This window comes from Tenacibaculum sp. FZY0031, assembly GCF_036350695.1.
Classification (GTDB): Bacteria; Bacteroidota; Bacteroidia; order Flavobacteriales; family Flavobacteriaceae; genus Polaribacter.
This window is the reverse complement of sequence record NZ_JAZDVY010000008.1, coordinates 55,296-69,776: the sequence shown is the minus strand read 5'-3', so window position 1 is coordinate 69,776 and position 14,481 is coordinate 55,296. Positions and strand designations below refer to the sequence as shown.

At 32.1% G+C, this 14,481-nt stretch carries 13 protein-coding genes and 1 tRNA gene; 11 read left to right on the top strand and 3 right to left on the bottom strand.

Annotated features, from left to right (window positions below; genetic code table 11):
- Window positions 1-26 precede the first annotated feature (26 nt).
- Genes V1T75_RS12445 through V1T75_RS12435 form a run of 3 tightly spaced genes read left to right on the top strand, consistent with a single transcriptional unit; the run spans window position 27 to window position 1,859 of the window.
- Complete coding sequence (locus V1T75_RS12445) at window positions 27-245, top strand: four helix bundle protein (protein ID WP_330488852.1); 219 nt, start codon at window positions 27-29, stop codon at window positions 243-245.
- A 32-nt stretch (window positions 246-277) separates the two neighbouring features.
- Complete coding sequence (moaC, locus tag V1T75_RS12440; RefSeq protein WP_330488851.1) at window positions 278-754, top strand: cyclic pyranopterin monophosphate synthase MoaC; 477 nt, start codon at window positions 278-280, stop codon at window positions 752-754.
- A complete protein-coding gene (locus tag V1T75_RS12435; RefSeq protein WP_330488850.1) occupies window positions 747-1,859 on the top strand; it encodes an NTP transferase domain-containing protein in 1,113 nt (370 codons plus the stop codon). Before moaC ends, V1T75_RS12435 begins: the two co-directional genes overlap by 8 nt.
- On the opposite strand, the gene V1T75_RS12430 is transcribed toward V1T75_RS12435, so the two are convergent.
- Together V1T75_RS12430 and katG are read right to left on the bottom strand one after the other, a co-directional pair.
- Window positions 1,854-2,900, bottom strand: coding sequence for a helix-turn-helix domain-containing protein (locus V1T75_RS12430; RefSeq protein ID WP_330488849.1), 1,047 nt, complete (start codon window positions 2,898-2,900; stop codon window positions 1,854-1,856). The genes V1T75_RS12435 and V1T75_RS12430 overlap by 6 nt on opposite strands.
- A gap of 318 nt (window positions 2,901-3,218) precedes the next feature.
- Entirely contained in the window at window positions 3,219-5,501 is a 2,283-nt protein-coding gene (gene katG / locus V1T75_RS12425; protein WP_330488848.1) for a catalase/peroxidase HPI, read from the bottom strand.
- A gap of 433 nt (window positions 5,502-5,934) precedes the next feature.
- On the opposite strand from katG, the gene V1T75_RS12420 reads away from it, so the two are divergent.
- The 7 genes from V1T75_RS12420 (at window position 5,935) to V1T75_RS12390 (ending at window position 12,941) form a co-directional block, all read left to right on the top strand.
- Window positions 5,935-6,354: a helix-turn-helix domain-containing protein gene (locus V1T75_RS12420; RefSeq protein WP_330488847.1), complete on the top strand. Its 420-nt coding sequence runs from the start codon at window positions 5,935-5,937 to the stop codon at window positions 6,352-6,354.
- Between the two features lie 185 nt (window positions 6,355-6,539).
- On the top strand, window positions 6,540-7,088 hold the full coding sequence (locus V1T75_RS12415; RefSeq protein WP_330488846.1) for a Crp/Fnr family transcriptional regulator: 549 nt from the start codon (window positions 6,540-6,542) through the stop codon (window positions 7,086-7,088).
- A gap of 106 nt (window positions 7,089-7,194) precedes the next feature.
- Window positions 7,195-7,908, top strand: coding sequence for a DUF4386 domain-containing protein (locus tag V1T75_RS12410; RefSeq protein ID WP_330488845.1), 714 nt, complete (start codon window positions 7,195-7,197; stop codon window positions 7,906-7,908).
- A gap of 74 nt (window positions 7,909-7,982) precedes the next feature.
- Window positions 7,983-9,206, top strand: a complete 1,224-nt coding sequence (locus V1T75_RS12405; RefSeq protein WP_330488844.1) for an alpha/beta hydrolase-fold protein — start codon at window positions 7,983-7,985, stop codon at window positions 9,204-9,206.
- A 35-nt stretch (window positions 9,207-9,241) separates the two neighbouring features.
- Window positions 9,242-10,270: an alpha/beta hydrolase gene (locus V1T75_RS12400; protein WP_330488843.1), complete on the top strand. Its 1,029-nt coding sequence runs from the start codon at window positions 9,242-9,244 to the stop codon at window positions 10,268-10,270.
- A 63-nt stretch (window positions 10,271-10,333) separates the two neighbouring features.
- Window positions 10,334-11,179 carry a CPBP family intramembrane glutamic endopeptidase gene (locus V1T75_RS12395; RefSeq protein WP_330488842.1) on the top strand — a complete coding sequence of 282 codons (846 nt, stop codon included), beginning with the start codon at window positions 10,334-10,336 and terminating at the stop codon, window positions 11,177-11,179.
- A gap of 256 nt (window positions 11,180-11,435) precedes the next feature.
- Window positions 11,436-12,941, top strand: a complete 1,506-nt coding sequence (locus tag V1T75_RS12390; RefSeq protein WP_330488841.1) for a M61 family metallopeptidase — start codon at window positions 11,436-11,438, stop codon at window positions 12,939-12,941.
- Between the two features lie 396 nt (window positions 12,942-13,337).
- Here the strand turns inward: V1T75_RS12390 and V1T75_RS12385 are convergent.
- Window positions 13,338-13,421: transfer RNA gene (locus tag V1T75_RS12385), tRNA-Leu, on the bottom strand.
- 111 nt (window positions 13,422-13,532) lie between these two features.
- On the opposite strand from V1T75_RS12385, the gene V1T75_RS12380 reads away from it, so the two are divergent.
- Window positions 13,533-14,474 (top strand): ribose-phosphate pyrophosphokinase, encoded by a 942-nt coding sequence (locus V1T75_RS12380; protein WP_330488840.1) that lies wholly within the window; start codon window positions 13,533-13,535, stop codon window positions 14,472-14,474.
- Window positions 14,475-14,481: the final 7 nt, after the last annotated feature.

Below are 14,481 nucleotides of genomic sequence, written 5' to 3'. Positions count from 1 at the left end.
GTTTAGTTTTGAGTTAAAAATTTAAAATGAAGGAAAGTATTGTTCAAGGCAAGAGTTTTCAATTCTCTTTAAAAATAATTTCTCTGTACAAAAAACTACAACAAGAAAAAGAGTTTATAATTTCAAAACAGCTTTTAAGAAGTGGAACTTCAATAGGAGCAAATATACTTTCGGACATTCACGAGCTAATTAGGCTATTAACAGCAATTGTAAAAACATCACAACAAAACTTAACGAAGATTTAAAACTTAAAATTAAACACTAAAAACTAAAAAAAGTGAGCAACTTTTCCCACATAAACGAACAAAATCAACCTAAAATGGTCAATGTTTCTGATAAAAAAATCACGAAACGTACCGCTATTGCCAAAGCAACTATGTTTTTAGGTTCAGAAATTGTGAGTCATTTTTCTAATGATGAACTCATCACTAAAAAAGGACCTGTTTTTCAAACCGCTATCATTGCTGGAATTCAAGCCGTAAAAAAAACTTCAGATATCATCCCAATGTGTCATCCTTTGTTAATCAACGGAGTGGATATTGACATCAATATTGTAGACGATGAGCATGTAGAGGTTTTTTGTAAAGTAACCATCGAAGGTAAAACAGGAGTAGAAATGGAAGCGCTTACAGGTGCTTCAGCAACTTGTTTAACTATTTACGATATGTGTAAAGCAATCAGTCAAAAAATGGTGATTCAAGAAGTGAAATTGGTAGAGAAAACTGGTGGTAAATCGGATATTAAAAATGGATAAAAAACATACTAAACATACAAATCTAGTTAAGAAGTATAATGATAATTTTGCGCCTAATGAAGTAGCTATCTTAGGAGCCAAATGCGGAGTTATTGCTGATTTAGTTCATGAAGTTTCAAAAAGATTATCGAACTATAACTTAGGGTATTTTGATGCTTCACATGCTAAAGATGTCGAGCAAAATACATTAGCTGAATATACCTTTCATCATGAAGGAAATTTACAAATAAACACTTCTTCACCTGTAAACAAGTACGAACAACGTTTACAGTTTTACAATCACGATTTTGTCTTTATTAATGGAAATCATTACCAAGGAGCGAAACAAATTTTGATTTTAGATGACGAGAAAGAAGCTTCTGTAAAAAAAAGGTTAGACCAATTAACAAACATCCAGTTTATAATTAAGTTGAATGAAGACTCAAGGTATTTTGATTGTTTACTAGAACGCTTTCCAAACATCAAAAATAGTACCTCTTATACAATTAATGAGGTTGATAAAATATCTAATCATATACATAATCTCATTAAAGAAAACATTGCTCCTGTTAAAGGATTGGTTTTAATAGGCGGGAAAAGTACTCGAATGGGACGTGACAAATCGGAGTTAGTGTACTATAAAAAGCCTCAAAAAGAACATGTAAAAGAGTTATTAGAAAGCTGTTCTTTAAAAACCTTTTATTCTGTTCAAGACCCCTCAGAAAAAGAGAATGAAATTCACGATAGCTTTTTAAATTTGGGCCCTTTTGGTGGTATTTGCTCTGCTTTTCAGAAAAACCCTAACACCGCTTGGTTGGTGTTAGCTACCGATGTTCCTTTTGTAAATAAAGAGCTTATTCAATTACTTTTAGAAAAAAGAAATCCGAGTAAAGTTGCTACTGCCATAAAAGGAAAAAATAAAGATTTTCCAGAGCCCTTAATTACTATTTACGAACCTAAAGCTTATGGAAAACTACTAGCCTATTTAGCGCAAGGTTATTCTTGTCCTCGTAAAATGTTAATTAATTCTGATGTAGAAATTATCGAAGTTAACGATAGTCTTATTAGAAACATTAATACCCCTGAAGAGTTTAAAGAAGCTATTAGGTGTATAGAAAAATTATAAGTTTCTCTTCCTAAACTCTGTAGGTGTCATTTTTGTTAATTTCTTAAATGCATAGTAAAAAGCTGCTTTACTATTAAAACCAACATCGATTGCAATAGCAAAAATAGTATCAGGCTTATCGAGCAGTAGCTTTTTTTTAGCCTCTTCGATACGAAAAGTATTGATATAGTCAGTAAAACTTATTTTTTTATTCTCGTTTATTGCCTGAGATACATAAGGCAGCGGACTATCTAACTTCTTAGAAATAGTATTTAATTTCAACGTTGGTGAGAGGTATAGTTTTTCCGTTCTTACTAACCTATCTATTTTTGCAAACAGTTCTGAGGAATCACCAAGTTTCGAATGTTTGTATTTTTCACTCAGGGGTAAGTCCTTATAATCACCTGTTAAAGCAAACACTGGATAATACATTAATGAATATGCTAAAACAAAAAAGAATAAGGTATACAAAACAGGTTCTATCTTAAATAGTTTTGGTAATAAATCATAATCTATTAAAACAAGTAAAGCCTCTAATAAGATAGCAAGTACGAGCAATACATTGGCTCTTAATAATAAATACAACCACTTAAAGTATATCTCTTTATTTCTATCCAAATCAATAACAACATAAGCTTGTTTAAAAAGAACATTTGATTTATATAAAAACAAGATATTTACAAGACTTGTTAAAATAAACTCAATACCAAAGCAAGTAAGTATTATTGGAGTAGTGACTCCAGAAACTCTATCTATTTTATCAATTGCGTAAAAGAAAAATAGTGATTTGACTAATGAGTAAAAAACAAGAAAGAGCAAGTATTTTTTTTGAGTTATTGATTTTTGTGTTAAACACGAGGAAAACTTATAAAACAAAAAACCTATAAAAGGAAATAGGATATAAGAAGCATACCAAATAATTAATGGTAGTTTAAACTTATTAGCGGTAGTAAAAGTATCTAACGATAATAGGGAATATATAAAAGTTGTTGCCGCTAACGAATAGCGAGTACATTTCCTTTTACCTAAATTATTTTTGGTAAAAAAAATAAATACTGTCAAAAATATCCCTAATAAAAAACTAAGTTTAGGAAAAATATTAGTTGTGAGCATCTTATGATAATCTAACTTTATAAAATTAGATTATTTTTTATTAAAAATAAAGGTCTCAGTTTATAAAACTAAACAGTAAATTAAAAAATAGCAATTATTATTGCATATCAAACTAAAGATATTAATAAAATAGTGCTTAAAGTAAAAAGCCCCCCACTGCTATCCCCTTAAAAAATACTTTAAGACTCATAAAGCTACTGAATTAAATTCAGTAGCTTTTTTAGTTTTCTTAGAATTGTAGAAGGCATTTAATGTTTTTCTCAGAAACTATTGTTTTAAATCAAACCTATCTAGATTCATTACTTTTACCCAAGCAGCAATAAAATCTTTTGCAAACTTTTCTTTTGCATCGTTACTAGCATACACTTCTGCTAGAGCTCTTAATTCAGAATTAGACCCAAAAATTAAATCAGCTCTAGATGCGGTCCACTTTACTTTATTCGTAACTCTATCTCTTCCTTCGAAAATTAATTGATCTTCAGATGTAGCTTTCCAATATGTATTCATGTCTAACAGATTTACAAAGAAATCGTTTGTTAATACTCCTGGTTGAGCTGTAAAAACACCATTTTTTGAATTGTTATAATTGGCATTTAAAGCTCGCATACCTCCAACTAGTGCGGTCATTTCTGGAGCTGTTAAGCTTAATAACTGTGCCTTATCTACTAATAATTCTTCTGGTTTAAGTGTGTATTTCTTTTCTTGATAATTTCTAAAGCCATCTGCCATTGGTTCTAAAACAACAAAAGATTTTACATCTGTTTGCTCTTGTGTTGCATCCATTCTACCTGGATTAAAAGGAACTTTTATTGAAAACCCTGCTTTATTTGCTGCTGCTTCTACAGCTGCTGAACCTCCTAAAACAATTAAGTCTGCCATAGAAACCTTTCTATCGTTAGAACCATTGTTAAACTTAGATTGAAGTTCCTCATAAACTGCCAATACTTTTTTTAATTGTGCAGGATTATTGCTCTCCCAATTAACCTGTGGTTCTAAGCGAATACGTGCTCCGTTGGCTCCTCCTCTTCTATCTGAACCTCTAAAAGAAGAAGCTGATGCCCAAGCTGTTTCTATCAATTGGTTATGTGGAATACCTGAATTTAAAATCTCTTTTTTTAATAAGTTAATATCTACTTCTGTAATTAACTTATGAGTACGTGTTGGTATAGGATCTTGCCATATAAACTCCTCTTCAGGAACTTCTGGCCCTATATACGTAGTTTTAGGCCCCATATCTCTGTGAGTTAATTTAAACCAAGCTTTTGCAAAAGCTTTATCAAAAGATAAAGGGTCCTCTAAGAATTTCTCACAAACTTTCTTGTATGCAGGATCAAATTTTAAAGCTAAATCTGAAGTTAGCATCGTAGGTCTGTGTCTTTTGTTTTTATCAAAAGCATCCGGAAAAACCTCTCCAGCATCTTTAGCAGCCCATTGATGTGCTCCTGCTGGACTTTTCGTTAGTTCCCATTCATTATCAAATAAGGTGTTTAAAAAAGCGTGACTCCAACGAGTAGGTGTAGGTGTCCAAATAACCTCTAATCCAGAAGTAATAGCATCTTTCCCTTTGCCTGATTTATAACTACTCTTCCATCCTAATCCTTGTTCTTCAATGCCTGCAGCCTCTGGAGAAGGCCCTACCTTATCAGCCGGTCCTGCTCCATGTGTTTTTCCAAAGGTATGTCCACCTGCTATCAATGCCACTGTTTCTTCATCATTCATTCCCATTCTACCAAATGAAATACGTATATTTTTAGCTGATGCTACTGGGTCTGGGTTTCCATCTGGTCCTTCCGGATTCACATAAATCAACCCCATTTGTACGGCTGCTAAAGGATTTTCTACTTCTAAATCTAATTCCCCTTTTTCATTTAACCTTCTACTTTCTAACCAGCCTGATTCAGACCCCCAATACACATCTTCTTGTGGTACCCAAACATCTTCTCTTCCTCCTGCAAATCCTATGGTTTTTAACCCCATGGATTCTATAGCCACATTTCCTGTTAAAATCATTAAATCTGCCCAAGAAATTTGTTTTCCGTATTTCTGTTTAATTGGCCATAATAATCTTCTTGCCTTATCTAAATTCGCATTGTCTGGCCAACTATTTTGTGGCGCAAAACGTTGAATTCCCATACGAGTTCCTCCTCTACCATCTCCAGTACGATAAGTTCCTGCACTATGCCACGCCATACGAATAAATAAAGGTCCGTAGTGTCCATAATCAGCAGGCCACCAATCTTGGGACTCTGTCATTAATTTTGTGAGGTCTGCCTTTAACGCTGCATAATCTAGCTTATTAAACTCTTCAGCATACTTAAAATTTTCCCCCATCGGATTGGATAATTCCGAGTTTTGTGCAAGTACATCTAAATCTAACTTATTAGGCCACCAGTCTTTGTTTGACTTAGTTTCTGTTAACTGTTCTTTTTTGTGCCCCTTATCAAAACCAAAAGGACATCCTCCCTTTTCTTTTTCTTCTCCATGGTTTTGTTTACCACTACAAGAAAAAAGTAAAGAAGCTACTGCTACACTTAAAATTATTTTTTTCATTTTTAAATTATTAATTGATTTTTAGCAAAACTATATTTGAAATAGTTATGTTTTAGAAAAAATTAATAGATATACCTTATAGTTATGTAGCTTAGATTTATTCTTCTTTCTAGAAAAAATTAAGTATTGCCTTTTATTTTTTATACGTTCTATAAAAAGCTCCTTATTTTAGCTGTAAGATGGGTGTTATTTCTTCAAAAAATGGAACTGAGTATTAAAAATTCGACCTACACAACAATTAGTAAGATGCATATATTCTTTTAGAAGGTAAACGTACCAATGTAATTCCTAAACTTTAAAAAGGCTGAAACCTTATTTTATAAAGGAAATTAGACTCTAGGTCATCTTACTGTCACATTTCTGTCAGGTTACTGTCAATACCAATATGTTTTCAACTCTTACTTTAGTGCCAAGATTAAAAAATCATTAATAAATGAATTCAAATACAATGAATTTAAGAGATATAAAAAAATGGAGATTAGATCGACATTGGTCTCAAGAACAACTGTCAGATTTGAGTGGATTAAGCATACGAACCATTCAAAGAATTGAAAATGGAGAAAATGCCGGATTAGAATCTTTAAAGGCTCTAGCCACAGTTTTTGAAACAAACATTGAAGATTCAAATAAAACAGAAGAATCAGAACAGGGTAGAAAAAAAAGAGCTTATATGCAAAAAGTACGTTTTTTTTATATGCTTTTATGCATCGCTATCTTAAGTATGGTTATACCAATTGTAATTGCACTTAATGGTACTTTTTCTTGGCTGTTTGTTTGTTGTATTTTGTTAGGGTGGGTTATAATAATTGGAATTTATTCTCTGAATACTTTTGTATTTTTTTATAAAGAATAGAAAAGAAATTGAAAGCTACAGCCAATACTGTGTATCGTCGCTTCAGACATTTTCCAACGGAAAGTCTTTTCGGCTAAACTATAGATGTCGACCAATTGCTATCTTTACGATTAGTAACAACGCCTATACAAACCATTCGTCTTTCTTATATAAAGAACATTATGAAAAATGAGTTGATAAAATTTATGTCCCAATTTACAAAACTTACTGAAAAGGAAGCCCAAACAATGATTGACTTTTACCCTGTTAGATTATACAAAAAAGGGGAGGTATTATTACAAGAGGGACAAATTGCACAAGATTCTTTTCTTGTATTATCAGGGTGTATTAGAAAATATTGTATCGTAGATGGTACGGAAAAAACCATAGCCTTTTACACAGAAGAGCAAGTTGCTGTTGAGTTTGAGAGCATGTCGCAACAATCTCCATCAAAATATTATCTAGTTTGCTTTGAAGATTCTAAAATTGCTATAATCAATTCCAAAAAAGAGGAAGAATACTATAAAAAGTTTCCGCGGTTTGAAGAGCTTTCCCGAATTCAAATGGAAGTGATGATGGGCGAAAATTTACAAGCCTTCTCTAAATTTATAACATTAACTCCTGAACAAAGGTATTTAGACTTGTTACAAAACAGGCCTAAATTATTACAACGTGTACCACAGCATTTAATAGCAAGCTGTTTAGGCATAACACCTGAATCTTTAAGCCGAATACGTAAACGGATTTTTAAATAGCTTTTACATAAAACAGGGTTTTCTTAACTTAAGTCAACGAATCTAGTTCTGATGGTACTTTAAATTTGTAGCAACCAAATTTATTCGTGAAGCTAAAATTAAAATATTGAATACTAGAGAAAGAACATTAAATCGCCTATCGAGGAGTACATCAGCAATCATTGCCGGAGCTGGTATTTTAATAATGGCCATCATAGCACCAATTGTAAATTTTTTTATTTTGGAAGAAATGATAAAATCGGATACCCTATCAAAAAACCCTGAAAATATATTAGCTTCAGAAAACCAACTCCGACTAAGTATTGTTCTAAATCTTATAATTGTGATTCTTGACATAATTGTTGCGTGGGCATTATTTATTTTTCTATGCCCTATAAATAAAAGCTTAGCACTACTAGCTGCATGGTTCAGAATAGTGTATTCAATACTTTTTGTTGTGTCTTTATTTTATTTAATACATACATTACCACTAATAATTGATGGTAACCTAGAAGTAAAATATATACAATCACAGGTTGCCCTATCATTAAATAATTTCTTTTTATCATGGGATGTTGCTATGATTCTTTTTGGCTTTCATTTGCTATTAATTGGATACCTGTTTTTAAAAGCTAGGTATATGAAAAAGATTTTAGGCGTTTTATTATTAATTGCGTCGATTGGATATATAGTCGATGGTTTTGGACAGGTACTTTCTTCAGGTTATAAGATTAAGATAACGCTATATACATTTATTGGAGAGGTAGTCCTAATATTTTGGCTACTATTAAAAGGATGGAAAGTTAAAAGTAGTGAACAGAAACAAGAAACGTATTCATAAATAACTGGGAGTAAAACCAAATACAAACGATTAAAGATAATAAAATGGCCGAAAAGTTAAAAATTATAATAACAATGGGACTCATTGTTTTCTTTCAACAATGTATAAGTGCTCAGGAAATTCAAAATCAGTATTTTTTACAAAAAGTAGGCGTTTTAGATAGTCTCTACTCCAAAATACTAAAGGAATCAAGAAAGATTTATGTGCAATTACCTACCAATTATAGTTCTGGAAGAAATCAAAAGTACCCTGTAGCTTATATTTTAGATGGAGAGATTTTACTTCCTACTGTACATAATGTGCAAAATTATTATAGTGGTGGTTATACCCCCGAAATGGTATTAGTTGGTATCTCAAATAATAAAAATAGAATAAGAGACCTAACTATTTCAACAATTACCACTAAATATGGAATGCCTTTTAATGAAAAAAATGGAGAGGCTAATAATTTTAGGAAGTTCATTGATACAGAACTTATTCCTTATATAGAAAACAAATATCCAGTTACCAATTACAGAACACTGATTGGTCATTCCTATGGAGGTTTATTTACTATTGCAACGCTAATTAATCAACCCAACTTATTTAAAAATTACTTGGCCATTGACCCAAGCCTAGATTGGGACGACCAAAAACTATTGAAAAAGGCAGAAAAAACACTTGCTAATCAAAACTATAAAAACAAAGCTCTATTTATGTCATTGAATGGACAATTACATATGCAAAACTCGCAAATAAAAATAGACAATGTAATGCAAGATACAACAGACTTCACTGTATTCGCTCGTTCGAACATTACCTTTTCAACCATAGTAAAACAAAATGCTAATAATGAATTAGCTTTTGAATGGAAATTTTATCCCAAAGAAATACATGGTACAATACCTCTTCCTTCTCTCATGGACGGTTTAATTTCACTTTTTAAATGGTATCAAATGGAAAATACGGATAAAATAAATTCATTTGACACACCAAGACAAGAGCTTTTGAGTATAATAAAACATCGAGAACAGAAGCTCAAAGAGCATTTTGGATATGCAGAACCTCCTTATCCAGAAGAACTTTTAAATGTGTCAGGTTATATGAGTATGGACATGAAACAACCTGAAAAAGCAAAAATGTACTTTGAACTTGCTACTAAATATTATCCTAAAAGCGCCAATGCTTATGATTCTATGGCTGATTACTATGAAGCACAAGGAGACTTTACTAAAGCTATTAAATATGTAACAAAAGCGTATGAATTAAGTGGTAAAGACTCCTATAGGAACAGAATCCGAATATTGAAAAATAAATAATTAACAGCCCTGTTAGAATTAAAAGAAAATTGATTATGATGAAAAATTTCATTGTGACCCTATTTGTACTTATCAATTTGAAAGTATTCGCAATCCAAGATATCAAGACTATTAAACTAGAGTCAAAAGCATTGAATGAAACGAGAAATGTAATGATTCGCCTTCCTAAAGGCTACTTTAAAAATATATTGAAAAGCTATCCCATTTTAGTTACCTTGAATGATAATGACAATTTTTATTTTGCTTGTAATATAGTTGACATTCAATCTTCTAGATTTGGCATAGAAGACATGATTGTTGTAGGGCTTCCACATACGGGTAAGTATGAAGAAGATAATTTTCCATATAATGATAATAATAGCGGATTAAACCCACAAGCTCTAAAATATTCAAAGTTTATCAGAGAAGAAGCTCTTACTTATATTCAAGATAACTATCGAACTAACGGAGGACGATTTATCATTGGACATTCACTTTCTGGGTTGTTTGTTTTAAAATTATTCATGCTACACCCAAAATCGTTTTCTTCCTATATTGTACTTAGTCCCTCTGCTCATTATGCTCCTACAATAGCAATAGAATTAACAGAATTTTTATCAACACATAAAGAATTAAATAATCTTTTATTTCTTTCGATAGGTGAAAATGAGCATTCAATTATCCAAAAAGGGTTTAATAATCTCTCTCAATCTTTACAGAAGAATGCTCCAAATAGCTTAAGCTGGAAAGTCTCTTATTTAGATAATACAGATCATCTACTATCAGCATATAAAGGCATTTATGATGGTTTAGCTTGGGTTTATAAAGATTGGTACATTAGTGAATCGAAAATGCAAAGGTATCGTGTAAATGATTATATCATTCATTATCAATCTCTTTCTCAAAAATTGAATTATAATATAAAACCAAGAAAAAAGCATTTAATCGGATTTAGTTGGTTTGCCAAAGAAAAGTTGAATGACTTAGGCTCTGCAATAATAGCGGTGAAAGCTGGCATCCATTTCTACCCCAATTCCGTTGAACTTACAAAAAGATTAACAGAGCTTGATAAGGCTAAAAATTAACAACCGGTTTTCCTTTGAATTTTATCTTTTTATAAAAAAAACACAACAAATAATAGTCATTAAATGGCTCAAACAAAAACCAATAAGAAAGTGAAAAAATTATTTACATCATCAGTCGTACAAGACAAAGAAGAAAAGAAAAAATATCGCTGGCAAGTCAGCATAAGTGTTTTGGTTATCTTCATTTTTGGTTCATTGCTAAATATCCCTTTCAGTAGAGAAGTAAAGCGATTAAATATCGCGGCGGGAAATACTTCCATTAAGTTGAATGAATCAACGATTAACGACCTAATTCCTGTTTTAATAAGCAGTTTAATTTTAGGCTTGATATTGGTTTTTATTGGTGTGTGGGTTTCTTCAAAAGCCAATTTGGGAGCTCCTGTGATTGCTAGAATGTTTTCAAAAAAACCAATTAGTAAATTAATAAACGGTACGTCAATCATATCAAGTATTCTTCTAGCAATTTTAGTGGCTCTGTTTTTATTAGGTCTTTTTGAGCTGCAAAGTGAATTTTATCCTATTTCAGGTAAAATTTCAAGACCATCCAAATCATTTTATGCCCTAGTATCATTCTCTGCGGGTATTAGCGAAGAAATAATGTTCAGATTAGGATTAATGTCCTTGATTATTGCAGGGATTCAATATTGGAAAAAAGTAGAAAACCCGTCGAATAAAACAATTTGGACTGGCATTATAATTTCTGCAATATGCTTTGGGATTATGCATCTCCCGTTATCTAAAAACTTTGTGGAGTTAACGCCTTTTACAATTGGTGTAACCATGATTGGAAACTTAATAACAGGGGCAACATTTGGGTGGATATTTTGGAAGCGTGGATTATTGGTAGCTATTATATCACATATTGCTTTTGATTTAGTATTTCACGTAATCGGAACACCCTACACATAGCAATAAGAAAAGCTCATACTGTATATAATTAATTGCTGGTATAAGTCTACTTTCAAAAAGTTATTGCGAGCTTACTAACAGTCATCTAATTGTTAACTTTAGTGTTTAAACACGCTACTGATCTTATACTAACCGTTACCTACAAGATAAACAGTACTAACTAGATTTAAAACAAGTAAGAGTATTCTCACAAACTATTTATTTAAATGAGCTGTAATATTAAGGCAGCTATCTTCCATAGATAACCTTTTTAAAAATGAAAAAACTAATATTAATCAATTTACTGTTTCCTTTATTTATTATTGGATACAAAACTGACATCAAACAACTTCAAAATAAAGAAGATTCCATAAACAATGCATATGTTATAACTATAAGTAAAGACCAACCTCGAGTAGCAAAAGTTAGAGCTAAATTGCATCCAGATGGAAATCTAATTAAAATGAACGAATTTAATGAACATGGTTTAGAGAATGGTTGGGCCACTTTTGTTGAAAATGTTCAGGTAAGCGATAGCCATGGACGTTCTCTTAAAGTTATAGCAAAAGAGAATAGTCAGTGGGAGTTACCAGATTATAAAGAAGGTATTGTAAACCTTTCTTATCAGGTAAATCTTAAACACGATTTACTTGTTCCAGCAATTAAAGGCGGAGATAATGGAGCTGCTTATGCAAATAATGATGGAGTTATGTGGGCGGGAAGAGCTTTGTTCATTGGAGGTAAGCCAACCACGAATATCCGTGTTCAATTTGATTTGCCTACAAATTGGAATGTGACAACACAATGGAGAAAGTTAGCAAAAATAGGAGGTATTTTTAAAGCTGACACAAGCAACGATTTATTTTATTCAGCATTTTTTGCAGGAACGCACAAGCATACTGAACTTATAACAGGAAATGTTTCTTTAAGAATAGCGATGTCTGGAAACTTTACAGATGCAATGTCTACTAAGATAAAGGAACAAGTTGAACTGTATTTTAAATATTACGGTGATAGGTATAAGTCTCCATTAAAGGCTCAAATGGTTTTAATACTGGGAGATAGAGATTATGGAGGTGGAGAAGTAATGGGAAAAGCTATTTCCATTTCGCTAAGCCCTAGAACAAAAAAAGAAATGGCAATTAATAATGGCATGACAAATAATACATCTCGCCTTATTGCTCATGAGCTTTTTCATAGTTTTGCTTTTGACCAACTTGAGGTTGATGATTCAGGCAAAAAAGCATCACTATATGAATGGTTTAACGAAGGTTTTGGGGCTGAATATGGAGCCTTTACAGCATTAGTTAGAACTGGTGTATTAACTGAATCTGAATTTCTAGACGAAGTTCTTTATAGGATGAAAGAATATCAAACAGCAGTTGATGGTAAATTAACGCTTGTTTCTGCAGGAAAAGATAAGTTCAAGTATTCTACCACAGTATATTGGGGTGGACTCATGGCTGCTATTTCACTAGATTTTCTAATTCGAAATGAAACCAATGGTAAAAAAAATCTAGACGACTTATGGGCATACTTGTTAAAAACATATCCTAAAAAAGGTGAGGCATTAACATTCCCTAAGATTTATGATGCTACTTTAAAATTATACGGGAAGAAAATATCTGATGCTCTAAAAAATTATACATGTTCCCCTAATGAAATTCCTTTTTTTGAAAATGCAAAACTTATGGGGCTCAACTTTGAAAATGACAAACTGATTCTTTCTAAAAATACCACCGAAAGACAGAGAAGATTGTGGTACGGTTTTTTATCTAACTAATTTGAATCTCGCAAATACAATTGTTGAAACCAAGCATTGTAATAAAAAATTAAAAGACTATCAAATATACCACAATTTAAATGAGTTAAAATCAAAAGCAAAACACTAAATATAACAACATACATAATACATTGTTTGTTCTAGCTTACTCCTGAAACGCTTCCTTTGCAGAAACTTTAGCATAATAAACAATAATACAGTCTTAATTTTGGCGGAGTTCTGCTGGTTTGTAGTCTACAAAGATTTTTACGGAATTTTCATTTGTAAGCTTGGGCCTTTCTTTATTCCTTTACAAGGATTTGAAAAAGAATAATCAAAAGCCTCAATTCAAACACAGTTTTTTATCTTTAAAAAAATAAATTACTAACGTTGTTTGTGCTTATCACACAGTAATAGTACCAAAGGTGGGACTCGAACCCACACGCCCTTGCGAGCATCGGATTTTGAATCCGACGTGTCTACCAATTCCACCACTTTGGCTTTTGATGGATGCAAATCTATAAAATTTTTCATTTAAAATGTCTTTTAAACTCTTAAAATAGTTTTATTTTTGTCCCAACAACAACACTAACTAAAAATATCTTTTTGTAAATGGCTACAAATCAATTAAGCCCAAAAATATTTGCATGTTCTCAAAGCATTGAACTAGCAGAAGAAATTGCCAATGCTTACGGAACCAAACTAGGAAATGTAATTACTACACATTTTAGCGATGGTGAATTCCAACCTGCTTTTGAAGAGTCAATCAGAGGACGAAGAGTTTTCATTGTAGGGTCAACCTTTCCTTCTACTGATAATTTAATGGAAATGTTACTGATGTGTGATGCTGCTAAACGTGCATCTGCAAGACATATTACCGCCGTAATGCCCTATTTTGGTTGGGCTCGCCAAGACAGAAAAGACAAGCCTCGTGTAGCAATTGGAGCTAAACTGGTAGCTAAATTATTAGAAACTGCTGGAGCAACCAGAATTATGACCATGGATTTACATGCTGATCAAATTCAAGGTTTCTTTGAAAAACCAGTAGATCATTTATTCGCATCTACCATCTTTTTACCCTATGTTAAAAGTTTAGGCCTAGACAACTTAACCATTGCCTCTCCTGATATGGGAGGTTCCAAAAGAGCCTATGCCTATTCTAAATACTTAGAAAGTGATGTTGTTATTTGCTATAAACAACGTCAAAAAGCCAATGTAATTTCTCACATGGAATTAATTGGTGAAGTAGCTGGTAAAAATGTGATTCTTGTAGATGATATGATTGATACTGGAGGGACACTTACCAAAGCAGCTGATTTAATGATGGAGCGCGGTGCCAAAAGTGTACGAGCTATTTGTACACACCCAATTCTTTCTGGCAATGCTTATGAAAGAATTCAAAACTCGCAATTAACAGAGCTAATCGTTTCAGATACAATTCCTTTAAAAAAGAACATTTCTAAAATAAAAGTTGTATCTTGCGCCGCTTTATTCGCTGATGTGATGCATAAAGTCCAAGACAATACATCTATTAGCGATCAATTTTTAATGTAAATAAATT

Bases quoted from the DNA above. Each gene is read 5' to 3' on its own strand.
- V1T75_RS12445 (WP_330488852.1), top strand. From the start codon at position 27: ATGAAGGAAAGTATTGTTCAAGGCAAGAGTTTTCAATTCTCTTTAAAA.
- V1T75_RS12435 (WP_330488850.1), top strand. From the start codon at position 747: ATGGATAAAAAACATACTAAACATACAAATCTAGTTAAGAAGTATAAT.
- katG (WP_330488848.1), bottom strand. From the start codon at position 5,501: ATGAAAAAAATAATTTTAAGTGTAGCAGTAGCTTCTTTACTTTTTTCT.
- V1T75_RS12420 (WP_330488847.1), top strand. From the start codon at position 5,935: ATGAATTCAAATACAATGAATTTAAGAGATATAAAAAAATGGAGATTA.
- V1T75_RS12415 (WP_330488846.1), top strand. From the start codon at position 6,540: ATGTCCCAATTTACAAAACTTACTGAAAAGGAAGCCCAAACAATGATT.
- V1T75_RS12405 (WP_330488844.1), top strand. From the start codon at position 7,983: ATGGGACTCATTGTTTTCTTTCAACAATGTATAAGTGCTCAGGAAATT.
- V1T75_RS12400 (WP_330488843.1), top strand. From the start codon at position 9,242: ATGATGAAAAATTTCATTGTGACCCTATTTGTACTTATCAATTTGAAA.
- V1T75_RS12395 (WP_330488842.1), top strand. From the start codon at position 10,334: ATGGCTCAAACAAAAACCAATAAGAAAGTGAAAAAATTATTTACATCA.
- V1T75_RS12390 (WP_330488841.1), top strand. From the start codon at position 11,436: ATGAAAAAACTAATATTAATCAATTTACTGTTTCCTTTATTTATTATT.
- V1T75_RS12380 (WP_330488840.1), top strand. From the start codon at position 13,533: ATGGCTACAAATCAATTAAGCCCAAAAATATTTGCATGTTCTCAAAGC.